The organism is Methanoregula sp. (genome assembly GCF_035543475.1).
Taxonomy (GTDB): Archaea; Halobacteriota; Methanomicrobia; order Methanomicrobiales; family Methanospirillaceae; genus Methanoregula.
This window is the reverse complement of record NZ_DATKKA010000010.1, coordinates 53,799-76,100: the sequence shown is the minus strand read 5'-3', so window position 1 is coordinate 76,100 and position 22,302 is coordinate 53,799. Positions and strand designations below refer to the sequence as shown.

The 22,302-nt window shown below is 57.7% G+C and carries 24 protein-coding genes; 14 read left to right on the top strand and 10 right to left on the bottom strand.

Annotated elements, in window-relative coordinates; genetic code table 11:
* The 3 genes from VMS83_RS04520 to VMS83_RS04510 form a co-directional block, all read left to right on the top strand.
* Window positions 1–797 (top strand): PhzF family phenazine biosynthesis protein (locus tag VMS83_RS04520; protein WP_325410298.1); only part of this gene is annotated, 797 nt, incomplete at its 5' end.
* A 53-nt stretch (window positions 798–850) separates the two neighbouring features.
* Complete coding sequence (locus VMS83_RS04515; RefSeq protein WP_325410296.1) at window positions 851–1,240, top strand: carboxymuconolactone decarboxylase family protein; 390 nt, start codon at window positions 851–853, stop codon at window positions 1,238–1,240.
* Window positions 1,241–1,376: 136 nt separating this feature from the next.
* The gene (locus VMS83_RS04510) at window positions 1,377–2,558 is read left to right on the top strand and encodes a bifunctional 5,6,7,8-tetrahydromethanopterin hydro-lyase/3-hexulose-6-phosphate synthase (protein ID WP_325410294.1); all 1,182 of its coding nucleotides are present in this window, start codon (window positions 1,377–1,379) and stop codon (window positions 2,556–2,558) included.
* A 168-nt stretch (window positions 2,559–2,726) separates the two neighbouring features.
* Here the strand turns inward: VMS83_RS04510 and VMS83_RS04505 are convergent, their stop codons facing one another.
* From VMS83_RS04505 to VMS83_RS04495, 3 genes are all read right to left on the bottom strand, one after another.
* Window positions 2,727–2,876, bottom strand: a complete 150-nt coding sequence (locus VMS83_RS04505; protein ID WP_325410292.1) for a hypothetical protein — start codon at window positions 2,874–2,876, stop codon at window positions 2,727–2,729.
* Between the two features lie 407 nt (window positions 2,877–3,283).
* Entirely contained in the window at window positions 3,284–4,408 is a 1,125-nt protein-coding gene (locus VMS83_RS04500) for a hypothetical protein (RefSeq protein WP_325410290.1), read from the bottom strand.
* Window positions 4,409–4,679: 271 nt separating this feature from the next.
* A complete protein-coding gene (locus tag VMS83_RS04495; RefSeq protein ID WP_325410288.1) occupies window positions 4,680–5,729 on the bottom strand; it encodes an ABC transporter permease in 1,050 nt (349 codons plus the stop codon).
* A gap of 257 nt (window positions 5,730–5,986) precedes the next feature.
* Between VMS83_RS04495 and VMS83_RS04490 the strand changes: the two genes are divergently transcribed.
* Window positions 5,987–6,361, top strand: a complete 375-nt coding sequence (locus VMS83_RS04490) for a hypothetical protein (RefSeq protein WP_325410287.1) — start codon at window positions 5,987–5,989, stop codon at window positions 6,359–6,361.
* Between the two features lie 715 nt (window positions 6,362–7,076).
* Here VMS83_RS04490 and VMS83_RS04485 read toward each other — a convergent pair.
* Entirely contained in the window at window positions 7,077–7,922 is an 846-nt protein-coding gene (locus tag VMS83_RS04485) for an alpha/beta hydrolase (protein WP_325410285.1), read from the bottom strand.
* A gap of 140 nt (window positions 7,923–8,062) precedes the next feature.
* On the opposite strand from VMS83_RS04485, the gene VMS83_RS04480 reads away from it, so the two are divergent.
* A complete protein-coding gene (locus VMS83_RS04480; protein ID WP_325410283.1) occupies window positions 8,063–9,130 on the top strand; it encodes a phospholipase D-like domain-containing protein in 1,068 nt (355 codons plus the stop codon).
* 134 nt (window positions 9,131–9,264) lie between these two features.
* Here VMS83_RS04480 and VMS83_RS04475 read toward each other — a convergent pair whose 3' ends face one another.
* The 3 genes from VMS83_RS04475 to VMS83_RS04465 all read right to left on the bottom strand — a co-directional run bounded on the left by VMS83_RS04475 (window position 9,265) and on the right by VMS83_RS04465 (window position 12,621).
* The gene (locus VMS83_RS04475) at window positions 9,265–10,761 is read right to left on the bottom strand and encodes a carboxylesterase/lipase family protein (protein WP_325410281.1); all 1,497 of its coding nucleotides are present in this window, start codon (window positions 10,759–10,761) and stop codon (window positions 9,265–9,267) included.
* Window positions 10,762–10,966: 205 nt separating this feature from the next.
* Window positions 10,967–11,713 carry an ABC transporter permease gene (locus VMS83_RS04470; RefSeq protein ID WP_325410279.1) on the bottom strand — a complete coding sequence of 249 codons (747 nt, stop codon included), beginning with the start codon at window positions 11,711–11,713 and terminating at the stop codon, window positions 10,967–10,969.
* 44 nt (window positions 11,714–11,757) lie between these two features.
* On the bottom strand, window positions 11,758–12,621 hold the full coding sequence (locus VMS83_RS04465) for an MBL fold metallo-hydrolase (RefSeq protein WP_325410277.1): 864 nt from the start codon (window positions 12,619–12,621) through the stop codon (window positions 11,758–11,760).
* Between the two features lie 193 nt (window positions 12,622–12,814).
* Here VMS83_RS04465 and VMS83_RS04460 point away from each other — a divergent pair, with 193 nt between their 5' ends.
* The 4 genes from VMS83_RS04460 (at window position 12,815) to VMS83_RS04445 (ending at window position 15,129) form a co-directional block, all read left to right on the top strand.
* On the top strand, window positions 12,815–13,384 hold the full coding sequence (locus VMS83_RS04460; protein WP_325410275.1) for an isoprenylcysteine carboxylmethyltransferase family protein: 570 nt from the start codon (window positions 12,815–12,817) through the stop codon (window positions 13,382–13,384).
* 250 nt (window positions 13,385–13,634) lie between these two features.
* Complete coding sequence (locus VMS83_RS04455; RefSeq protein WP_325410273.1) at window positions 13,635–14,183, top strand: hypothetical protein; 549 nt, start codon at window positions 13,635–13,637, stop codon at window positions 14,181–14,183.
* A 74-nt stretch (window positions 14,184–14,257) separates the two neighbouring features.
* Window positions 14,258–14,629: a hypothetical protein gene (locus VMS83_RS04450; RefSeq protein WP_325410271.1), complete on the top strand. Its 372-nt coding sequence runs from the start codon at window positions 14,258–14,260 to the stop codon at window positions 14,627–14,629.
* Between the two features lie 62 nt (window positions 14,630–14,691).
* Window positions 14,692–15,129: a GNAT family N-acetyltransferase gene (locus VMS83_RS04445; protein ID WP_325410269.1), complete on the top strand. Its 438-nt coding sequence runs from the start codon at window positions 14,692–14,694 to the stop codon at window positions 15,127–15,129.
* A 9-nt stretch (window positions 15,130–15,138) separates the two neighbouring features.
* On the opposite strand, the gene VMS83_RS04440 is transcribed toward VMS83_RS04445, so the two are convergent.
* Window positions 15,139–15,741, bottom strand: a complete 603-nt coding sequence (locus tag VMS83_RS04440; protein ID WP_325410267.1) for a hypothetical protein — start codon at window positions 15,739–15,741, stop codon at window positions 15,139–15,141.
* A gap of 100 nt (window positions 15,742–15,841) precedes the next feature.
* Here VMS83_RS04440 and VMS83_RS04435 point away from each other — a divergent pair, with 100 nt between their 5' ends.
* On the top strand, window positions 15,842–16,090 hold the full coding sequence (locus VMS83_RS04435) for a hypothetical protein (protein ID WP_325410265.1): 249 nt from the start codon (window positions 15,842–15,844) through the stop codon (window positions 16,088–16,090).
* Window positions 16,091–16,281: 191 nt separating this feature from the next.
* Here the strand turns inward: VMS83_RS04435 and VMS83_RS04430 are convergent, their stop codons facing one another.
* A complete protein-coding gene (locus tag VMS83_RS04430; RefSeq protein WP_325410263.1) occupies window positions 16,282–17,967 on the bottom strand; it encodes a PEGA domain-containing protein in 1,686 nt (561 codons plus the stop codon).
* 154 nt (window positions 17,968–18,121) lie between these two features.
* Here VMS83_RS04430 and VMS83_RS04425 point away from each other — a divergent pair, with 154 nt between their 5' ends.
* Complete coding sequence (locus tag VMS83_RS04425; RefSeq protein ID WP_325410262.1) at window positions 18,122–18,457, top strand: cupin domain-containing protein; 336 nt, start codon at window positions 18,122–18,124, stop codon at window positions 18,455–18,457.
* A 21-nt stretch (window positions 18,458–18,478) separates the two neighbouring features.
* Here VMS83_RS04425 and VMS83_RS04420 read toward each other — a convergent pair whose 3' ends face one another.
* Window positions 18,479–18,730 (bottom strand): ferredoxin, encoded by a 252-nt coding sequence (locus VMS83_RS04420; RefSeq protein WP_325410260.1) that lies wholly within the window; start codon window positions 18,728–18,730, stop codon window positions 18,479–18,481.
* Between the two features lie 116 nt (window positions 18,731–18,846).
* On the opposite strand from VMS83_RS04420, the gene VMS83_RS04415 reads away from it, so the two are divergent.
* The 3 genes from VMS83_RS04415 (at window position 18,847) to VMS83_RS04405 (ending at window position 22,212) form a co-directional block, all read left to right on the top strand.
* On the top strand, window positions 18,847–21,282 hold the full coding sequence (locus VMS83_RS04415; RefSeq protein WP_325410258.1) for a heavy metal translocating P-type ATPase: 2,436 nt from the start codon (window positions 18,847–18,849) through the stop codon (window positions 21,280–21,282).
* A 6-nt stretch (window positions 21,283–21,288) separates the two neighbouring features.
* Window positions 21,289–21,435 carry a YHS domain-containing protein gene (locus tag VMS83_RS04410; RefSeq protein WP_325410256.1) on the top strand — a complete coding sequence of 49 codons (147 nt, stop codon included), beginning with the start codon at window positions 21,289–21,291 and terminating at the stop codon, window positions 21,433–21,435.
* Between the two features lie 174 nt (window positions 21,436–21,609).
* Window positions 21,610–22,212: a DUF2179 domain-containing protein gene (locus tag VMS83_RS04405; protein WP_325410254.1), complete on the top strand. Its 603-nt coding sequence runs from the start codon at window positions 21,610–21,612 to the stop codon at window positions 22,210–22,212.
* Window positions 22,213–22,302: the final 90 nt, after the last annotated feature.

The following is a 22,302-nucleotide window of genomic DNA, read 5'->3' as shown; positions in this document are numbered from 1 at the left end:
CTTTTATGAGCGCTGAGCTGCACGTTGTCGATGCCTTTACCGGTTACCCGTTCCGCGGGAACCCCGCCGCGGTCTGCATCCTGGACGGCCCTGCCGAACCGGGCTGGATGCAGCAGGTGGCAGCCGAACTGAAACACTCGGAGACCGCGTTTGTCCACCCGGCGGCAAACGGCTGGAACCTGCGCTGGTTCACCCCGGCCCAGGAGGTTGAGCTCTGCGGCCATGCAACGCTTGCCACCGCGTTTGTGCTCTGGAAGACCGGGCGGGCAGGAGAGGGGTCGCCGATCTCCTTTGATACGCTCTCGGGGACGCTTACCGCACGGCAGGACCGGGCATGGATCACCCTTGATTTCCCGGCAGATCCGGCACAGGCGATCCCGCCCATTCCCGGGCTCGATAAGATGCTCGGGGCAGTCCCGGTCTTTACCGGGAAGGGCCGGTTCGACATTCTCGTGGAGCTGCCCGCCGCAGCAGACGTCTGCGACTGCGAGCCGGACATGGCCGCCCTTGCGGCGTTACCTGCCCGGGGCATCATCGTGACCGCGGCTTCCGATCTCCCGGACGTGGACTTTGTCTCCCGGTTCTTTGCCCCGTCCGCAGGGGTCCCGGAGGACCCGGTGACCGGCTCCGCCCACTGCTGCCTGGGACCGTACTGGGGAGGAAAACTTGCCAAAACCGAACTTGCCGGGTTCCAGTGCTCTGCCCGGGGAGGGTCGGTGAAGGTCACGCTCGCCGGCGACCGGGTGATCCTTGCCGGCCACGCAGTGGACATCTTTTCCGGAACACTGCATGTCTGATGCCCGCGAAAACGGCCTGCAGGTATTTAATTCCGGCGGTGCAGATCCGGTATATGGAAAGCGAACGCTACCGAAGGGGATGGGAGAAACTTAAGGAAGTTGACGGCCATGCCGGGGAGAAGGTGATCGAGAGCCTCAAAGATATCGCGCCTGATCTGGGGCGGTACACCATTGAGTTCCCGTTCGGGGATATCTACAGCAGGCCGGGCCTTGACCTCCGGTCGCGGGAGATCGCGGTGGTCGCTGCCCTTACGGCGCTCGGGAACGCAGCTCCGCAGCTGCGGGTTCATATCCACGGTGCCCTCAATGTCGGGGTGACCCGGGAAGAAGTGGTGGAGATCATCACGATGATGGCCGTGTATGCGGGCTTCCCCGCTGCGCTCAATGGGATAGCGGCAGCAAAAGAGGTCTTTTCTGAACGCGATCGGGACGGGAAGTCCTGATACGTGCCGGTCATTTTATCCTGTTTTCGTTCTCCCGCCGGTCCCAAGTGGGGGGAGCAGCCGGGTGCCGTCACATTGTCCCCGTAATCTTATCATGGTTGACGGTCACATAAGTAACCGGAGATAAAAGATTCACATGTATCTTGTCGGAGAAGCACTTATCGGCGAGGGCGCGGAACTCGCCCACATCGATCTTCTGCTGGGTAACAAGGAAGGCCCGGTCGGGTCCGCGTTTGCCAATGCGGTATCCCAGTTGTCTATGGGACACACCCCGCTCCTCGCGGTCGTCCGCCCCAACCTGCTCACCAAGCCTGCGACGGTCATCATCCCCAAGGTGACCTTAAAGGGCATGGAGCAGGTCAACGAGATGTTCGGGCCCGTGCAGGCCGCGGTTGCAAAGGCAATCGCCGACAGTCTTGAGGAAGGCGTGTTCGGTAACGTGGACATCGAGGAGATCGCGATCATTGCATCGGCATTTGTCCACCCCGAGGCAAAGGACTACAACCGGATCTACCGGTACAACTACGGCGCCACCAAGCTTGCCCTGCGCCGGGCGCTTGAGAAGTTCCCGGACGCAAAGACGCTCGTGTACGAGAAGGACCGGGCCCCGCACGCGATCATGGGATTCAAGGTGCAGCGCCTCTGGGACCCGCCGTACCTGCAGGTGGCCATGGACCTCGTGGACATGGGCAAGGTTGCCCAGGTCTTAAAGGAAGTGCCGCAGAACGACCACGTGATCATCGAGGCGGGAACCCCGCTGATCAAGAAGTTCGGCCTCAATGTCATCGGCGAGATCCGGAAGTTCCGCCCCAACGCGTTCATCATCGCGGACATGAAGATCCTCGACACCGGCAACCTCGAGGCCCGCATGGCGGCCGACGCCACCGCAGACGCGGTCGTGGTCTCGGGCCTTGCCCCGACCTCCACCATCGAGAAGGCGATTGCGGAAGCCCGCAAGGTGGGCATCTACTCGATCATCGATATGCTCAACGTGCAGAACCCGGCAAAACTCATCGAGAAGCTCAAGGTGAAGCCTGACATTGTCGAGCTCCACCGGGCCATCGACACCGAGGAGACCGCCCATGCGTGGGGCGATATCGCTGCGATGAAGAAGGCAGCAGGCGGAAAACTGCTGGTGGCAACCGCCGGCGGTATCCGTGTCGAAGTCGTAAAGGATGCCCTCAAGGCAGGCGCTGACATCCTCGTGGTCGGCCGCGGTATCACGGCAAGCAAGGACATCGAGCACGCGGCAAACGAGTTCATCGAGCAGCTCAACCGCGAAGAGATCGATCAGTTCCGGGTAATGACGGACTTCTAAGTCCGGAATGGATATTTTTTTTAGAATCATTTTTGGCTCTTCCTTGCCGGGGAAGAGGTATTGTTTCTTTTGTCCGCAGACGGGGTACGTTTCTGGTAAGGTTCTGGCTGATGGGGATGTTTTCCGGGGAGAACACCGGCCACCAGCCGTTCCCTTATCCTCACATGCTCACGACACCGGCTGGCACTTCAGCGCCGGGCTCTCCTTAGCGGGGATACGCGGCAGATCATGCACACGGATCATGAACCATCGCTTCTCCGCTTTGGAAAGGGCCCTGAATCCATTGAGGGCCGGTTGTGCTGACACTTCTGCAGTCATGGGACATTCTCCTGCCCAGATCCTGTGGGCCTGATAACGTCATTGATTTCGCCGGGGTATAAACGGCAGGAATTTGGAAAAAAAGAGGGGGGAAATTTCCACACCACGCCAGGTTAGGTGCGGGGATCCTTGTGAGCGATCGCGGTATTAGGGAGAGCAAGGATGGCGGGTACGCGGTGAACTAGTTCAGCGGGATGATCAACTGCGAAGAGATCGTCCAGTTTCAGGTAGTGACGGACTTTTAAACCGTCATAATGTATATTTTTTATTGAATTTAATTTTAGTTAAAAGCCCGGCTGAGGCGCTCCATCATTCAAGTCCCAATCTCTCCTCTATTAGATCCTTCAATTGGTATTAGTGTCCAAGTTAGCGTATACTACCATGAACAAGCCATCTAATGATGTAATTTAATGGCTTTTTCTTTGGGCTTTTTGAATGAAACCGACCCATTTATATTTTGCCTCAAAAAATTTTACCCCAATCTCAGCAGCAGTACAAGCAGCAGCGGCACTTGCTCCAGTGTAAGTAATCGGGTTTACAGGATTTAATCCTAAACTAGCTGCTGTGAACAATGTGAAAGGAATTGTAGCCCACATACCAAGAAGCGTCCATTGTTTCATCTTGGGAAATGTTGAATACAGATCTCGCTTAAAGTCACGTTCTTGTTTTTGAAATTCTCGCATAATTTCAGTATAATCAACTTCTGGATTTCCATTTTCTAATTTGTTAGAAATATCTTGTAAAACTCCTCGAATTTGTTGAATTTCATCATATTCTCTTAATTCTAAATATGTTCTAACATTGTTCTCTAAGTCCGATACAAAATTTTTATCACAAATTTCCATTTTGTTACAGGTTGAACATCGGAGTTTTTCATTTGTTAGTAGATCATCTAATGCATAATTTGGAATTAAATCTTGTTCGGGTAATGCGACACTAAAAATATGATTGAAAGCCTTGATTCTTTCTTGTCTGGTTTTTATCGCTCCAGATTGACGTAGAGAAAGTGCAAATTTGTGATTACAATAATCGTAGATTTCATCTGAAAAAAGAGATTCTGCTTTCCATTCTTTAGCTAAAAATAAACTTTCATAAACACCTCGAAGTCTTACCCCACAAAATTGCTCATTGTTAACAAATATTTCTCCTGGAACTCCAGGACCGCCCAATCGGATTTCTCTTGGAAATCTTCTTGCCAGTCTTATTCGATCGTTTTTTATTTCTTCCTCAATTTTTTCAACTATATTAGAAGTCAAAATTGCATCGGGATCTTTTATTTCAACCATATTATATTCTTTGGCTATATCAAAAATATTTCGGACTGCTGTACCCATTTTTTTCCCAGCATCAAAATCCTGCGTATTTTGAATATAATCGTTACAATGATTTGTGAGAATTATTTTATCCGACCAAAGAAGCATAGAGGGTTTATTCAATAAAAAAGTAAAATTATAATTATGAGGAAGTCCTTCAGATTGACATTCTTCTTTTGTTACTGCAGAACCAGTAACTAGAAGATTAATTTTTTTCATTTTTCACCTTAAAAAAAATTTCTTAACCATCGATAGTTTATTAAGAAAATCAAAGTAATATATTTTTTCATAATTCAATATCTCTAATTTTGATAAATCCCCCAATACAAATTCTTCCAGAACTGCTTTGTAACATCTTTCTCTGGGCATAAATCATCTGGATCCAGTTCAGCATTAAGATCCAGAAATGAAGTGCCATCTTCACGAGACCAGATTACAAACTGTGTTCCTTTACGAGGAGTTCAACAGTATCCCATATTATACTCCCCCCCTACTCCAGCGTCCTCCGGAACGTGACAATCCCGATAATGATCATCAGGGTTGAGAAGATCATGAGGGCAATAAGGTCCATTCCTATGACATTCAATCCCTGGTTCCGCAGGACAATGCTTCGCAGGGCATGGATACCGTAATACTCCGGATTGATGACGGTGATCCAGCGCAGCCAGCCCGGCATGCCGATCACCGGGTAGAACGCCCCCGAGGTCATGAAGAGGATGAGGTTGAAGAAGGCGATCACCGGGCCGTACTCCTGCTGCGAGGAAAACCGGGAGGCAAACGAGACGACAAAGCTCGTCACCCCGATGCTCACGATCAGGATCACGAGGAGCACGAGCAGGAAGTCCTGGAAACTCTGGAGCGTGATGCCGGTAATCAGCAGGTCGATCCAGAAGATGACCGTCCCCGCGATGAATGCACGGACGGTGCCGCTCGAAATGATCCCGAGAATGATGCTGGTCCGCTTGACCGGCGTCACAAGGTAGCCTTCGTGGATGCCGTTCTCCCGGTCCTTGATGAGCGCGATACCGCCACCGAACGAGGTGGAGGTAAAGATGGCCATTACGATGACGCCCACACCGAAGAACTGGATATAGGTGATATCCCCGTAGATCTTGTCGACCACAACCGTGGTCTGCGCACCGATGCCCTGCAGGAACCCCTCTACCGCACCGATGATGACCGGGGGCATGACAGAATCCGAGCTGTCAACATAGACCCTGACGGCATTGTCGTTTGAAACCGAAGACGGGAAGACCACGACCCCGGCTATCTTCCCGTTCGCCAAATCCTGTTTGGCCACCGCCTCGTCGGTGTAAACCGTTACGTCCAGCAGTTTTTGTGCATCGTTGTCGCTCCCCTGGCTGATATGGTTGAGCTGGTATGCCCCGTTTGTGAAGAGCGGCGTGTCAATATAGGGCGGTCCTTCCTGCACGACACCGACCGGTATATGGGTGAGCGTCCCCCCCATCGCGCTCCCAAACACGATGAGATACATCACGGGGATTAAGAGCGATGCTATGATGAGGAACGGGGTGCTCAAGAATTTTTTAAAGTCCCGTTTGAAGATAGCTCTGGGGCCCCGCAGCATGGTGATTGCCTCGTGAATGGATCAGGGAGTGGTTCGGATCCGGTGGTGGTTGCCGGTGGAATTGTTCGCGGACGTGACGGACCAATGCGTCATCCGTCACCACATCAGTACCCGTTATGGGAGGTCAGGAGATAAAATACTCTTACACCGTTTACATCATCCCCCTCCAACCACAAAACCTTCAACGCCCCGCCTCCCACTGTACAGGAATGACCCGCGGGAGAAAACCGGTGGCCGCGATCGAGGAGGCCAAGAAGTTCGCGGAACGGATGGGCTACCGGTGGCAGGAGAACACACAGGCTGACCTTGCGTACGACCTCTTCATCTTCAAACCTGAGGCGGCCTGCATTGTCCGTGTCCGGCAGACCCGGTACCGGATCGATCCCGGGACGATCTACGAAGACATTATCCCGGACGATCTCCGCGAGGTCCGGGCCCTGCCGTTCCCGCCCTGGATCCCAAAAGAGATCTGGCTGCGCACGCAGCACGAACGGGCATGGCGCCGGCTCCGGGTCCATACACTTTCGGTAGGCGAGCTCGATTGGTGGAAGCCGGACGATTACGTCAACCCGTACTCCCGGTAGGCTCTGTTTCCGGTTCCTTTATAAAAGGGGGTCCCAACCGGACCTGCGTTCAATGGGGAGTTGTTCTCCGTCGGAGGGGTTCCAGGGCAGGACCCGCTCACAACAGGTTCCAGTGGAAGGGGTGCCAATCCACTCCACGAATATTCTTTTAAATCGTTATTTTGTCAAACAGGCCGTTTTAAGCGGGAAATGACCGTGCAATTTAGCGGCCTTTCTTTGGCCGCGAAAACGGGAACAACCAACAGGTCACCCGGTACTGTTTCGGCTACCGGAACGCGGATACGGCCTGAAAATAAGGGCGGTCCCGCAACGGGGATCCGGGAGTGGTTTTCTTCCGGAAAATCCCCGGATCTGCCAACCGGGCCCGGTTATACGGGGAAAGGAGGTATCCGGTGGAAGAGATGCGGGGTTTCCGGCGGTTTTTCCCCGGTGGAGGCCCGGTTCGTGGTGAGACCCAAAGTATTTTCACTCATCTCCGGGTATTTGAAATTTTGAAGGGGAATGCCGGTCAGCGAATCAGCACACAAATGAGGTGAACTGTACGAGTGGATGGGGATTTTTTGCCTTCAGGGGAATGTACTCTGTTGGCGCTGCACTCGTGGTGGCCGTAATGGTCCTGGTGTGCGTGGTGTAAGGAAAGCCGGCAAAGGAGTGTTTCCGATCGGGACTTTCCCTCACAAAAAAAATGCCGGCAATTCTTTTTACAAAAAAGGGTTTAGTACGGCGGCGTCTCGTTGTTCCCGAGGAACGTGAGCGTGGTCTCTCCATATTCAACCGGCGCATACCCCGAACCGATATGCGGGAGATCCTTGAACTCCACAAGCCACGACCCGTTGATCTGGCCTGCAATCTGGTGCGTGACATTCGGGGGCGTAAGGACATCATCGGTACCAACCGCAAGCATCACGCTCTTGTTGATCCCCGAGAGCTGGTCCCAGGTACCGTTCCATGCAAGGTTTGCCTCGGCCTCTTTTTTCACCCCTGCAGATGCAGCGGGATCGAGAGCGGTCGCCGCGATCACAGCGTAGAGCACTCTGGTGTCGGGCGTCCGTATGCTGTAGGTAACGGATTCGAGCACCAGCTTCCGGACCCTGTCGGGATGATCGATCACCAGCTGCTGGCCAATCGAGGATCCCATCGAGGCCCCGTACACGTTCATGCTCGAATACCCAAGGGCCGGCATCAGGGCGGCTGCATCGTCAGAGTACTGGGAGATCTCAGGCGTAACATTCGTATCGCTGCTGTACCCCATGCCCCGGTTGTCGTAGATGTATACGTGGTACTGCGAGGCGAGGACCCCTAGGAACGTCCCGTTCCAAAATGTATCCATGGTGCCGTTGAACCCGCAGATCATAAGAAGCGGTTCGCCGGACCCGAACTCGCGGTACCCGATCCTGACTCCGTTGACATCGGCGTACTGGACAGGAAGGGAGGTAACGTTTATTGCAGGGGCCGGGCTGACTGCCGGCGTACTTGTCGTCGTGCTGCCCGTACACCCGGCAGCGAGGATCACTGAGAGAAGAACGGCAATGGCAAGGAAACAGGAGATCGGTTTTTTCATAAGAGCACCACATGATCGATGGAGAGGGGATTGTTCATAGTCGGAGTGTAGAGATATGAACGTTCTTGTTTCGCAGTCTTTGTGCGTTCCCGGCAATCTACCGGATGACTTTTCTGTCCTGCCAGTGATATCCTGAATCAATGAATGCCAGAATGCCGATCCTTCTTGCCGGTGCAGTCATGTTTGCCGTGCTTGCGGTTGTTGCCGCAGGCTGTACCGGGCCTACATCTTCCCCCGTGCAGGCGAACGCCGGGACAACCGCAAATGTGTCGTCGGGAAACACGGGTATCCACACGATCTTTGTGGAGTCCAATGACGGCCGTGCGCTGATCCTCAAAACGATTAACGGTGCGCAAAAGACCATCACGCTCACCATCTACCAACTCGATGACCCGGAGATCGTCACCGCGCTTGCCGCAGCACAGGTGCGAGGCGTCTCGGTACGGATCATCTACAACAATGCCTCGTTTGCGGCGGAGAACGTCACGAACCCGAACAACTATGCGATTGCAAACCTCACCCCGCTCGGCGTGCAGATGATGCCCGGGTCTCCCGCATTTGTCCTCACCCACCAGAAGACGCTCACTGCAGACGGGTCAGTCGCGATCATCATGACGCTTAACCTGGACCAGACATTTTTCAGCACCACGCGGGATTTCGGGATCATCACCAATGACCCGGCAGAAGTACAGGAGATCGAAAAGGTGTTCGAGGCTGACTGGAATTACAAGAACGTGACGCCGGACCAGCCTGCGCTTGTCTGGAGCCCGGTCAATGCGCGGGAAAAGATCCTCGGCGTAATTAACGGTTCTGCAAAGACGCTCGATGTCTACAATGACGCAATAACTGACCCTCAGGTGATAGGAGCAATCAGCGATGCAACAAAACGAGGGGTCGCGGTAAGGGTTCTTGCGGCCTATAATGTGGGCAGCAACGGGACGAACATCAATGCACCGGCCCTTGCCACGCTCACTGCCGGCGGTGCCCAGGCAAAATCGATTGCATCGCCGTACATCCATGCCAAGGTGGCGGTTGCAGATTACGGGACACCCCGCCAGGTTGCGTACGTGGGTTCGGCGTATTTTGCTGCGGAATCCCTGGATCAGAGCCGCAACCTGGGGATCCTTGTGACAGAGCAACCGATCCTCGACCGGATTGAAATGGAATTCAACCAGGACTGGCAGGCTCCTGCAGTCCCGGAACCTTGAGCAGGCAAGGGGGCCGGCATATCTCTCTTTCTTTTATGCCACCGTCCCCTGTATGCCCGGACCGTGTCGTCATCCGTTGTGGCCCGGTATTGCGCCCGTCCTTTCCCCGATGGCAGGGTACATGCAGTAAACCGTTACGGGCCTCTCACGGACGGGGTGATATTGATATCGAGGTACTGCCCCTGTGCCCGCGTGTAGTTCGGCCAGGTGATATCCATCCCTCCGTTCGGGTTCCCGGTCTTTGCAAACCGGGTCCAGAGGTCCACGACATTGTCGGCCACTGCCGGATCCGTACTGATCCCGGGGACGGAAAAAAGCAGGACGAGCTCGCTGCCATGGAATGCCCCCTCCGGCTGCCCGGGAATGATGTAGGAGTACCGGTACATGTACGTGTCCGGGCTGATGTCACTCATCGACCCTGCCGTAAACTTCACCGAGTCGATAAAATCTTCGTTCTCCATGATCTGCGCAAGCTGGAGCTGGACCTGTGCCGTGGAATTGGCCGGGTACCGTGCGAAGACCGCATCGGCATCGCTGCCGAACCGGCTCGCAAGGAATAACCGGTATTCCGCAACGCTCATGTTGGCATCCGCAGAGAGCGTTGTCCCGTCATTGGCATTGTTCCCGACCATTAAGGGAACCGGCTCTTCCTGGTGCGTGAGATACAGGTTGTCCAGTGTGTCCGGGAGGACCCACCCGTCAACATTGGGCTCGAACATGACGGTATGGGTGCTCCAGAACTCTGAAGGCGACGATGGCGTTGCATTGATCAGGGCATCGGGGCTGACATTCCTCATACAGGCAATGGCATCCGGGCCGGAGCACCCGAGGTTTTGGGCGAATTGCACTCCGAACTGTTCGGCATAATCCTTCGGATGTGTGGCATTGATGATCGCCCCATGGGCCCGGAAGGGACCGCTCTCCACGATCGCCTGGGAAAACAAACCCCTGCTCCCGGGAGAGACCAGGTGGATATAGACACTTTCACCACCGGCAGACTGGCCAAAGATCGTCACCCTTGACGGGTCTCCGCCGAACGCGGCGATGTTATCCTGTACCCATTCCAGGGCGGCCTGCTGGTCGAGGATCCCGTAATTGCCCGAGGCATTGTGCGCTGATTCGAGGTCCAGTGCCGGGTGGGCCAGAAAGCCCAGAGCCCCGAGCCGGTAGTTCGTGGTGACGACAATAACCCCCTTCTCCGCAAGGGTGGTCCCGTTGTACATGGGCATGGAGCCCTCAACACCGGTAAATCCTCCGCCGTAGAAGAAGACCATGACCGGCAGCTTATCGCTCGCGTTCGTTGCCGGGGTCCAGACATTGAGGTACAGGCAGTCCTCGCTCATGTTCAGTGCAGGTGTTCCCGGCACGGAGCCTTTTTGTGCCTGGGGGCAGGTTGCCCCATATGCCGTTGCCGCTTTCACTCCCTCCCAGGACCGGACCGGGGCCGGAGGCCTCCAGCGAAGATCCCCAACCGGCGGGGCTGCGAACGGGATCCCGAGGTACACCCGGGTGCCGTTCTGGTTTATTCCTGACACATAGCCGGCGTCCGTCTTTACGATCGTTGGGTCCTGTCCCTGCTGCGTACAACCGGAAAGTGCTATCAGTCCGGCAACGAGAAGGCAGGCCGCCAAAATATACCCCGCACGATGAGTCCTCTGCATACAAAAACCACTCCACCCGGAATAACCGGAGCGCAACCCACCGGATCCGGCCTGGCAACAGGATGCTGACCTGAACATGCCGGCGTCAACGGGTTTGTGCTCTTTACCGTATGGGGAGTATCATACTGACGGGGTTTAACGTTTCGGATCTGCGGGCGGGGAGTTACGGATGTTTTTACCGCATCTTCCGGAAGAGGTATGCCCCGCCCACGGTCGTCACCACGCAGAACCCCGCCATCACCGCAAGGCAGATCGCCGGGTGGATCTGGGACATCCCGGTCAGGCTGTACCGGATGCCCTCAACACTGTAGGTCAGCGGGTTTATGAGCGTGACAGGCTCGACCCACGCAGGCAGTGTGCTGATGGGAAAGATCGCCCCGGAAAGGCCGAAGACCGGAAGCGTGACAAGGGAGGTCGCAAGCCCGAACCCCTCCGAATCTCCGATCTGTGACGCAATTACCACCCCAACCGTTGTAAAAGAGATGGCAATAAGGACCATGAAGAGAAACGCAAGGCAGAACCCGGCAAGGCCGGGGAAGGTGAATCCCACCAGAAGCGCCGGGAAGAGGAGGACAAGGCCCTGGATGATCGCGGTCGTTGCCCCGCCGGCCGTGTGGCCCAGCACGATCTCCATGCGCGAGACCGGGGCGACGAGCACCGCTTTTAAGAACCCGAACTTCCGGTCCCACTGGAGCTCGATGCCATGCCCCAGGCCGGTAAACATCACGGTCACCGCTACCATGCCCGGGATCAGAAAGAGAAGGTAATTTTTCGCAATGCCCGGCATCTCCACAACGCCGCTGAGCCCTGCCCCCATGAGGATGAGGAAGGCAAACGGCACGATCACGCTCATAGCCGTGCGGCTCCAGGAGCGGGAGAGCTGCCGCATCGAGCGCTGCCAGAGGAGGTAGACGATATCCATCCTTTCAGCACGCCTCCCCGCGATCCTGTGCTCCCTTCACCCGGTCACTCCCTGAGCAGCTCGTCCAGTCCTTTGGCGTTCAGATCGGCTTCAATGGTCCGCACAATAAAGGCTGCATGATGGGGGGGTATGGCGGGAAGCCCGAGCTCTGCAACAAGCCGGTGGGCAAGCGCGAGCGTGTCCGGCGTCCCGGGCCCTGCAGCCACGGCCTCCTGGACAAACGCGTGGATGTGCCGGATGTAGGCAAGGGACTCATCAATACGCTTGTAGGACTCCTTTCCCTTCGCGGGAAGGTCGTGCGAAGGGAGGTAGTGCCGGATATCGGGGATCGCCGCAAGGCGCCGGAGCGATCGGACCAGCGCCACCGGGTCGGTATAGATCGGGGTACGGCCGGGGGCCTGCACGGCGTCGCCGGTAAAGAGTGCCCGTTCCTTGGTTAAAAACAGGGAGATGGAGCCCGGGGTATGGCCCGGCGTGGCGAGCAGTTCGAGGATGAGCCCTTTGCCGAGGTCGACCGTCCCGCCATCAGGAAGCAGCCGACAGACCGGCACCCCTCCGCTCACGAGAGGCAGCATCCCGGGGGCCGGCGGTTTGAGGAGTGCCGGGTCCGGGTGCTCGATCGCCGGGGCGTCCAGCGGGTGGGCGGCAATCGTGCAGCCCGAGAGTTCCCGGAGCACCTTTGCGGAGCCCGTGTGGTCCGGGTGCGCGTGGGTCAGGATGATCTTACTGATCTCCGAAGGGTCATGACGGGTTGAACGGATGTAATCCGCGATCAGCTTCTCCGTCCCGTTAACCCCGGTATCGATGAGCGTGATGCCGTCCCCGTAGATGAGGTACACGTGCACGAACCGATCGGGATCGGGCCCGAGTGGTGTCCTGAGAGCGTGGATATGCGGTGTGATCTGCATAATGCCATCTGAAGGTAGTCTTGCCGGCACTGCCTATAAAACCCGCAGGTGGATTGGCCGGCCCCCGTCAGGTGAGCATACCTTCATTATCCGGCCGCACGCACACCGGTGAGAGATTTGCGCCTGGACGTGGGCCGGGGAGGGTCGCACCTGTGATCCTTTCCGGGATCCCCGCAGGCGCCGGGAAGATACCATGCAGGTTTTCGATCTTCTGTTTGCCCTTGTCTGGATCGTATTTTACGCGTACTGGCTTATCTCCGCGTGGCAGACCCGGTCGCCGGTAAAACGGACCCAGTCCCGGCTCTCGTTTCTGATGTACGGGGTCATCTGGGTCGTGATCGGCCTCCTGTTTGTCAGCTGGATCTCGCCGGAGCTCGTCGCAGCCCGCCTGGTTCCGGCGGGCCTCATCTTTACCCTTGCCGGCCTGCTCATCACGGTCGCCGGCCTTGCCTTTGCGGTCTGGGCCCGGGTCCACCTCGGGTCAAACTGGAGCGCACGCCCCACGATCCGCACCGAACACACCCTCACCCGTACCGGGCCGTACCGGTACGTCCGCCACCCCATCTACTCGGGGATCCTCCTTGGCCTCCTGGGGACCGCGATCGGCATCGGGTACTTCATCATCTTTGCCTGTGTCCTCATCCTTCTCGCCGGTTTTGTGATCAAGTTCCGGATGGAAGAAAAATATCTCGAAGAAGAGTTTGGCGAGGAGTACGCCCGGTACCGGCAGGAAGTAAAGGCGCTGATCCCGTATGTGCTCTGACCGGGGCCGCGAGTATTCCAGGAACGCAGCAGGCTCCCGGGGACTATTCCCTTTTATAGGAATGGAATTCCGCACGGATCAGGATCTGTCCGGCCCATCACCATCCCATCATGTATTCGCCTGCCTGGGACAACTCGTAAGGCAGACGATCTTCTGAAGGAATAAATACCGGAATTATCAACATTGCTCGTACCAGCTCATGCCCTTTCTGTCCAGTGTTCCGGTTACAGCCCGGCGGGGAGAATACCTCTTGGGATATTGTAGGATCCCCGGCGGGAAGGGGATCGTCCGTGCCCTCCTCCCCGTCATCCTTATCGCACTCCTCTGTGGTCCCGTCCTTGCCCTTCCCTTACCCCCGGCACATGGCGGCGCTGCACAATTCAGCCAGGGAATACCGGTCTACTGGCCGTACCATGCAGGCCTCATGCTGACCGGTTTTATCCTCCTCCTTACCGGGTTTCTCGTTGCACGGTACCACAAGACCGGAAACTGGTACCGGTCCCATGCCATTCTCCAGACCTGCGGCGCATCGTGTATTATCGCCGGCATAGCGGTTGGTGTGTACATGGTCGCGCTCTCCGGTTTTCCCCCTCTCCGGAACATCCACGAGATCCTCGGGGTGACCACCGGGCTTCTGGTGGTACTCACCCTTGTTGTGGGGTACAGCATCCGCCGGGTAAAGACGGCGAAAGGGGGTGTCCGCACGGGCCATCGCTGGCTGGGCAGGATCGCGATCTGCCTGATGGTCGTTACCATCATCTTTGGCATCTATTTCCTCTCCCTCCTGCTGGGCAGGTAATGGGTGCTCTATGCACCTGACCCGGGCCCTGCCTTTATCCTGCATCAGCTCCATAGGTTTCCTGCAGGAATACCATGGACAAACAGGTACTGATCGATACAATCGGCTGGGGTCTGGCCCTCTGGCTCATCGGCTACCTGCTCGGGATCCTCCTCTTCTTTGCGCTCCCCGCATCTCTCATCGGCTGGGCGATCCTGCCGGTCGGGGTCATCATCACGCTCTGGGTGCTCCTTTTCCGCATCCGGGGCGCGGGCATCCGATATTACGCCCTTCTCGCCGTTACCTGGGCCGCACTCGCGGTGCTTTGTGATTACCTCTTCATCGTACTCCTGTTCCAGCCGGCAGGCGGGTACTACAAGCCGGACGTGTACATCTACTATCTCCTGATGGTCATCCTCCCGCTTGCGGCCGGCTTGTGGAAGGGCCGGGCGGGAAACCGGGCATGACCTGCGGGGCATTGTGCCGGTAAAGAAACCTTCATTTTCGCTGCCTTCTACCGTACAGTACCATGACCGCGATCGTCCGGAGGGCCGGACCTGACGATATCGATCCGCTCTGTGCGCTCGGTACCGCTGATCCGGCCTTTGGGGTCAGCCCCCGGATCCGGTTCTATGAGCGCGAAGAACTGGCGGAGTGGATCGCGGCACCCGGGGCAAACATTCTCCTTGTGCTTGATGACGGCGGGGAGATCGCCGGGTTCTGCTTTTCCAAGATCATGTCCTCCCACTGGGCATACCTGGATAATTTCTACGTCAACCCCGTGTCCCGGGGCTCCGGGTACGGCCGGCTTTTAATGCAGGCCCTCCTCGATCTCCTCCGGGAGAAGAAGATTGCCTACCTCTCGACGCTGGTGGCCGGATCGGACGGGTATCTCTCCGGCTATTTCCGGCAGTGCGGCCTTGCCGGTGAGAAGCCGTACATCTGGCTGGAACGGTTCGTGGAGTAAAAATCCCCGTCAGCCGGTGGCCACCGAGACGTTTTCCACCGTCAGGTTCCAGGTATCGGGCTCTACCGCGTATCCCGGCCAGTCGTTGAACACATAGTTGTCCATGTGGAGCACAAACCCCGCTGTCCCGTGTGGCGTGAGGTAGACCGTGTCGTACGCCGTGGCCTTGGGCTGGTCAAAGGGTGAATGGGCGCCGAACATATCTCCCCTCACCACGACTTTCAGGGGATAGGCAGACAGGGAATCGATCACCCCGGAGAGCGTAATGTTGCCGGTCGTGATCACGCCCTGTGTATCGCGGGAGAGCGCAAAGACCTGGTAGTTGATCCCGTAGACATTGATCGATGAGAGTGTGGGCGGCGGGATCGGCCTGGTGGTCAGCGTCACCGTTGTGGCCGTGGCGGGAGCGACCGGAGTCACCGTGGTCACCAGCGATGGGATCGTTGTGTTTGCGGCCACCGCGGTTGCAGGCAGGGTGGTGGGGATGGCTGCCGGGGACGGGGCAGTCGTGACCGTCTGGTTTTCACCGGGCATTGTCCCGGTACAGCCGGCAGTAAGGAGCACGAGAAGAATGAAGAGGCCGGGCAGCAGGTACGGAATAATTCGTGCCATGATATTCCCTACATCCGTGATATGAGAAAACCCTTTGCGACCGGGAGAACGTTCTGCCCGGAGCTGAATCTATATACGGTCGCGTAATGTATACTTTACAATGGCACCGTACATGATGTATCATACCCACTCATTTGCCGGGCCGATCCTGATGATCGGACTCTGGGTCATCCAGCTGCTCCTTGCATTCCTCATCTACCGGGACGCAAAGGAACAGAAGATGCTGGCACCGGTCTGGACCATCCTTGCGATCCTGCCCTTCTTCGGGTACCTCACCGATCTCCTCTACCTGGTCATCCGGGAGGTCCGTGCCCCCCGGAAGAGCGAACCTGCCCCGGCATCCCTGTAAGAAAAGGAGTACACAGGCATTCTCCCGGCGAGCGTTGCAGAGAGGCAGCGCTGTTCTTACCCCCGGCCGGGGAAATTCTTTTTTCATTCAAAAGTGTCGTCCCCTTGTTCAGGAGAAAAGTAGTGCCGGACGTCCTGATACGATTCAGGCAGCGGGAATGCAACCGTCCTGACGGATAATAAAAAAAAGATTTATTGGTTCCTGCGCTGGTTTACGGCGAGGAAGAGCATTGCCCCGGCGCCGAGGGCCCCGATCGTGACCGCGGCCGGCAGCGGGGATTTTGTGGTGGTCGGCACCGGTGCGGGCACAAGCGTTGCCTGCACTTTTACCGTCTCGCCGTCACCGGGCCACTGGGAGAGACTGGTGGTATAGGGTATGTACCCGGTGCTCTCGACCCTGACGGTCTGGACGGGGGTTCCCGTGGTTGCGACTGTCACAAAGAGCACGCCATTGCTGATGGTCCCTTCATTGGTGTTGTCGAAAAACACCTGTGCGCCGTTCACGTTCGCGTACACCGCGATGATCCCCTGCTTGGACCCTACGGGCGGTGGCGACGGGTAGAAGACCGGTGAGTAGAACGAGACATGGCCGGCGCTTATCGTGATCCGCTGCACATCGTCAGCGTACCCGTTCAGTGTGGCCTTCATCGTGTAGGTAGCCGGAACAAGGTCCGTGATGGTGAGCGGGGAAACTCCCTGGTAGACACCGTTTAAGTAAATGGCTGCGCCGTCAGGAGTGGACTGCGCAAAGATCGCGCCGGTCCGGGCCGGCGAAGGCGATGGCTGGAGGGTCGGGTAGTAACCGGCTGTCTGGCCCGCGGTCACGGTCACCAGCTGCGTGTTCGTGGTATAGCCGTCAAGGGTGGCTATTACGGAGTAGGTGCCGGGCAGCAGGTTGCTGATCGTGCGCGGGGACGTCCCGTAATAGACACCGTTCACGTAGATCCCGGCCCCGGCCGGGGTGGACTGGGCATAGATCGCACCAAGAGTCCCCGGCGGGTTGGGGGATGGCTGGAGGGTCGGGTAGTATCCCGCGGTTTTGCCCGGGGAGACCGTGACCGTCCGCACATCGGTATTGTAACCGTTTAACGTGGCCATCACGGAATACGTGCCGGGGAACAGGCTGTTCACCGTTACCGGGGAGGTCCCGTAACTTACGCCGTTCACGTAGATTGCGGCCCCTGCCGGCACCGACTGGGCGTAGATTGCCCCGTTGCTCATCACCTGGCCGTTCACCGTCACGATGTCGTACTGGGTGATCGTGTCCGAACCGTACCGGTTGGACGCGGTCAGGGTCACGGTGTAGCTGCCCGGGTCGGTGTAGGTATGCGTCGGGGACCCGGTCGTACCTGTATCAGAGCCGTCGCCAAAGTCCCAGCTCCACATCGTGGGGTTGTTCAGGGACGTATCCGTGAACCTGACGGTCAGCGGGCCGTTGCCGGAGGTAGGCGAAGCCGAGAAGTCGGCGACCGGTGCATACGGTCCCGGCACTGGTGACGTGGTCTCCTCGGTGGTGACAGTCTCGGTCGGCATCACGGTGGGTTCCGTTGTCGGTGCTATGGTCAGTGTTTCCGTGGGCTGGGTTGTCTCCTCGGTAGTCGGTGCGATCGTTGGCGTTTCCGTAGGCTGGGTGGTCGCTTCCGTTGTCGGCGCAATGGTCGGCGTCTCGGTAACCGGAGCAAAGGTCGGTTCCTCGGTCGGCATCGTAACCGGCTCCATCGTGGTCTCGGTAGTGGTCACATCTTCGGCCTTCAGGGCCGTAAGGCCGGAAGAGACGGCCGCGGGTCCTGCGGACGCACTCCGGGTATCTGCCCCGGCAAGCGGGAGGCAGAAAAGGCAGAGCACGAGTGCAAGGAAAAGAATAGTACTGTATTTCATACAATCATCCTGTGAGGAAGAGAAGTCGGGTTCGCTCTTTCTTAAACCATGCGGTTGCAGGGGAGAATCTCCTTTTCTGTTGTCTCGCGTTCCCGGTCCGGATCAACAGTACAGATATCAGGGTGCAGGCGCATACCCTCTGCAGTGACCTGTTATGACGGAAACGGGACGGGAAGATATCCGGGAGAAAGTACTGCCGGTCAATGAACTGATCGCGTACCAGCCCGGGACGGTGGCAAGCCGGATGCTGGTCTTCAAAAAAGCCGGCACGATCACCCTTTTTTCCTTCGATGCCGGGGAGGGCCTTTCCGAGCACACCGCTCCCTACGATGCGGTGCTCATGGTAACCGACGGGACTGCCGAGGTGCAGATCGCCGGGACTTCATATACAGTAAAAACGGGTGAGATGATCATCATGCCGGCAAACAAGCCGCACGCGGTCTTCGCGCACGAGCGCTTCCGGATGATCCTCACGATGATCAGGGAGTGACCGGTTCTTCGTTCCCTGCGGTCACTCCACAATGGTAATAATTGTGGCGGGGCAGAGATCGGCCGCGTCGCGTGCACAGTCCATGCCTTCAGGAAGCTCCACGCTCGACGCAAGGTCCCCCTTTTCCTGGTACTCGGATACGATTTGGGAGAACGAGTCGTCTGCATTCTGTACAAAGAGTGCCGGGCAGGAGTCCCAGCACGAACCGCAGCTCACGCACTGCATCCGGTCGATGGTCACCTTCATGTACATTCCCCGCTGGATATCCTGCATGTTGGCGTACAGCGCAATAAATATTCCATTCGTACCTGCTCTTGTCTCCTCAGAATCGTTATTAGGGAACAAGAAAAAGATGCAAAAGAGATCCACTCCGGGAGGGTGCATTTTTTATGCCGGATGAAAAGAAGAACGCCGAACTGAAGATCACCGGGATGCACTGCGCCACCTGTGCAGTCACCGTGGAAGAGGCGCTTGCAAACGTCAGGGACGTTGCCGGGGCGCAGGTCAATTTCGGGACCGAGACTGCACGGGTGGAATATGACCCGGCCACGATCTCGATCCACGATCTCGAGAAGGCCGTGCGTGAGGCCGGGTATGACGTGATCAACCGCGAGGTGACGATCCGGGTCGGCGGCATGATGTGCGCCACCTGCGTCCAGACCATCGAGGCGGCACTCCGGGCACTGCCCGGTGTGGTTGAGGCAAATGTCAACCTGGCAAACGAGCAGGCCTACGTTACCTATAACCCGTCTGTTACGGCGATCCCGGAGGTGAGGCACGCGATCGAGGATGCGGGGTACCAGTACCTCGGGATTGCAGGAGAGATCAGTGACGAAGCGGAGAAGGCGGCACGGGATGCCGACCTCCACGACAAGCTGCTCCGGTTCTCTCTTGGTTTTGCGGTCGCCATCTCCCTGATGGTGCTCATGTGGGTGCCCCTTGGGATCCCCATGCAGCTCCTCGCATACGGGATGCTTATCGTCTCCACCCCGGTCTTTGTCTACGTTGCGTACCCCATTTTCCGGGCCGCGTGGGGATCGCTCAAAAACCACGTCCTCTCCATGGACGTGATGTACGCGATGGGTACCGGCGTTGCTTTCGTGGCAAGCGTGATGGGCACGTTCTCGGTTGTGCTCACGAGCGAGTACATGTTCTACGATACCGCCATCATGCTCGCGGCATTTCTCATGCTGGGGCGGTACCTCGAGGCCCGGGCCAAGGGGCGAACCTCGGACGCGATAAAGAAACTGGCCGGCCTGCAGGCAAAGACCGCGACCATCATCCGCGAAGGAAAAGAGGTGGAGGTGGCTGTCGCGGACCTTGCGGTCGGCGATATTGTCGTAGTAAAACCCGGCAGCCGGATCCCGGTTGACGGCGAGGTGGTAGCGGGCGAGAGCTACGTGGACGAGTCGATGATCACAGGCGAACCGGTCCCGCCCCTGAAAAGAAAGGGGAGCCGGGTAGTCGGCGGCACGATCAGCACGAACGGGATCCTCTCGGTCAAGGCTGCAAAGATCGGGCGGGACACGGTACTTGCCCGGATCATCCGGCTCGTGGAGGAGGCGCAGGGGTCAAAGCCTCCCGTGCAGCGGATCGCGGACGTGGCGGTCACGTACTTTATCCCGGCTGTCCTCATCATCGCCGCTGCGGCGTTTGTTGCCTGGTACTTCGTGCTCCACGCCACCCTTCTTTTGGCCCTGACCGCGCTCATCTCGGTGCTCGTGATTGCCTGCCCCTGTGCGCTGGGACTTGCCACGCCGACCGCGGTGACTGTCGGGGTCGGGCGCGGGGCAGAACTGGGGATCCTGATACGGAATGGCGAAGCGCTGGAGACCGCGGAACGGGTGACCACCGTGATCTTCGACAAGACCGGCACGCTCACGAAGGGCCGTCCCGAGGTGACCGATCTCGTCACTGCCGGGGTTACCGAAGAGACGCTCCTCTCCCTTGCAGCCTCGGTCGAGAAGAGCTCCGCCCACCCGCTTGCGCAGGCCGTGGTCCGGGCTGCAGCACAGCGCAGGGTTGCGGTCGAACCGGCGGAGAAGTTCGATACGGTCGGGGGAAAGGGCGTGACGGCGGAGGTGCTGGGCGAACCGGTCTTTGCAGGCAACCGCGCACTGATGCAGGACCATGGTATCGCAGTGCCCGCAGATCTCGAGACCCGGATTGCTGCGTTCGAACAGGACGGGAAAACGGTCATCCTCGTGGCATCCTCCGGTGGACTTGCCGGGGCGATCGCGATCGCCGACACCCTCAAGGAGACCAGTGCTGAGGCGGTCCGGCGTTTTAAGGCACACGGGCTTGCCACCCTCATGGTGACCGGCGACAACCCTCGAACCGCCCAGGGCATTGCCCGGATTCTCGGGATCGACCGGGTGGTGGCCGGTGTCCTCCCGGACCAGAAAGCCGCAGAGGTCAAAGCCCTGCAGGCGAAGGGGGATGTCGTGGCCTTTGTCGGTGACGGGATCAACGATGCCCCGGCACTTGCGCAGGCGGACGTGGGGATCGCGATCGGGAGCGGGACGGACGTGGCCATCGAGAGCGGGGAGATCGTGCTCGTGCGTGACGACCTGCTCGACGCGGTGGCGGCGCTGGAACTCTCCAAAAAAGTGATGAGCAGGATCCGGATGAACATCTTCTGGGCCTTTGCCTACAACGCGGCGCTCATCCCGGTGGGCGCCGGCATCCTGTACCCGTTCACCGGCTACATGTTCCGGCCGGAGCTTGCCGCCCTTGCGATGGCCGCGAGCTCGGTCACCGTCGTCACCCTCTCGCTTCTCCTCAAAGGGTATATACCGGAAGCAAAGAAGAAGGATCCTAGGTGAAAGAGTATGGCCATTGACCCGATCTGCGGCATGACCGTCGATGAAAAGACGGCAAAGTTCACCAGCGACTACAAGGGGAAAAAGTACTACTTCTGCGCCCCGGGCTGCAAGAAGAAGTTCGATGCCGATCCCGCGAAGTACGCAGGCGCTTAAGAGAAAGGAAACCGGGCGCATACATCCGCGCGATCGCGCCAATCTTACCAGATCTCCCTTTTTTAACCGGATTTCCCCGTAATGTTGATATAGAAACGACGGCATATGTTGTGCAATTTAACCCCGCCGCCCCGGCGGGCCAGATGACCTCCTCCCGGACAGAAGGCAAATACCGTGGCATTCTACCTTGTCAATCCCGAGATCTTCAACTACGTTATCATCCCTCTGCTCATCTTCCTTGCCCAGATCGCAAACGTCTGCATGGAGACGCTCCGGATCGTCTTTTTGTCCAAGGGGATGAAGTATCTCGCCCCGGTCATCGCGTTCTTTGAGATCATCATCTGGCTGCTGGCGATTGTCGGTGTTCTCAACAACCTCTCCAATATCTCGTACTTCCTTGCCTATGCATTCGGGTTTGCGCTGGGGACGTACGTGGGCCTTGTCATCGAGGAGAAACTCTCGATCGGGATGGTGATCATGCGCATCATCACGACCGATGGCAGCGGTGACGGGATCATGCAGTTTATGCAGGCGGAGAACTACGGCACCACCTGCCTGGATGCGAAAGGGGCCCGGGGCGGGGTTACGATGATCATCTCGCTGGTGAACCGCGACGATGTCCCCCGGATCACCCGGCATATCGAGGAGACCAACCCCGGTGCATTCTTCTCGATCGAAGATGTCAGGTACGTCAACCAGGGCGTCTTCCGGCCCAAAAAACAGGATCCCCTCACCGGCTTTATCCACTCCCTTGCCCGGCCCCGGAAAAGGCCGTGACCGGACCCTGCAGCACTCCCGGTTTTTTTTGATTTTCCGGCCCCGTGAGCAGGATCCTAACGTTTTTCCCTCTTTACGTGAAATCTACCC

Coding starts and splice junctions, on each gene's coding strand:
- VMS83_RS04510 (WP_325410294.1), top strand. CDS start 1,377: ATGTATCTTGTCGGAGAAGCACTTATCGGCGAGGGCGCGGAACTCGCC.
- VMS83_RS04460 (WP_325410275.1), top strand. CDS start 12,815: ATGCAGGTTTTCGATCTTCTGTTTGCCCTTGTCTGGATCGTATTTTAC.
- VMS83_RS04470 (WP_325410279.1), bottom strand. CDS start 11,713: ATGGATATCGTCTACCTCCTCTGGCAGCGCTCGATGCGGCAGCTCTCC.
- VMS83_RS04435 (WP_325410265.1), top strand. CDS start 15,842: ATGGCACCGTACATGATGTATCATACCCACTCATTTGCCGGGCCGATC.
- VMS83_RS04515 (WP_325410296.1), top strand. CDS start 851: ATGGAAAGCGAACGCTACCGAAGGGGATGGGAGAAACTTAAGGAAGTT.
- VMS83_RS04445 (WP_325410269.1), top strand. CDS start 14,692: ATGACCGCGATCGTCCGGAGGGCCGGACCTGACGATATCGATCCGCTC.
- VMS83_RS04505 (WP_325410292.1), bottom strand. CDS start 2,876: ATGACTGCAGAAGTGTCAGCACAACCGGCCCTCAATGGATTCAGGGCC.
- VMS83_RS04425 (WP_325410262.1), top strand. CDS start 18,122: ATGACGGAAACGGGACGGGAAGATATCCGGGAGAAAGTACTGCCGGTC.
- VMS83_RS04450 (WP_325410271.1), top strand. CDS start 14,258: ATGGACAAACAGGTACTGATCGATACAATCGGCTGGGGTCTGGCCCTC.
- VMS83_RS04440 (WP_325410267.1), bottom strand. CDS start 15,741: ATGGCACGAATTATTCCGTACCTGCTGCCCGGCCTCTTCATTCTTCTC.
- VMS83_RS04420 (WP_325410260.1), bottom strand. CDS start 18,730: ATGCAGGATATCCAGCGGGGAATGTACATGAAGGTGACCATCGACCGG.
- VMS83_RS04485 (WP_325410285.1), bottom strand. CDS start 7,922: ATGAAAAAACCGATCTCCTGTTTCCTTGCCATTGCCGTTCTTCTCTCA.
- VMS83_RS04500 (WP_325410290.1), bottom strand. CDS start 4,408: ATGAAAAAAATTAATCTTCTAGTTACTGGTTCTGCAGTAACAAAAGAA.
- VMS83_RS04410 (WP_325410256.1), top strand. CDS start 21,289: ATGGCCATTGACCCGATCTGCGGCATGACCGTCGATGAAAAGACGGCA.
- VMS83_RS04415 (WP_325410258.1), top strand. CDS start 18,847: ATGCCGGATGAAAAGAAGAACGCCGAACTGAAGATCACCGGGATGCAC.
- VMS83_RS04465 (WP_325410277.1), bottom strand. CDS start 12,621: ATGCAGATCACACCGCATATCCACGCTCTCAGGACACCACTCGGGCCC.
- VMS83_RS04430 (WP_325410263.1), bottom strand. CDS start 17,967: ATGAAATACAGTACTATTCTTTTCCTTGCACTCGTGCTCTGCCTTTTC.
- VMS83_RS04490 (WP_325410287.1), top strand. CDS start 5,987: ATGACCCGCGGGAGAAAACCGGTGGCCGCGATCGAGGAGGCCAAGAAG.
- VMS83_RS04480 (WP_325410283.1), top strand. CDS start 8,063: ATGAATGCCAGAATGCCGATCCTTCTTGCCGGTGCAGTCATGTTTGCC.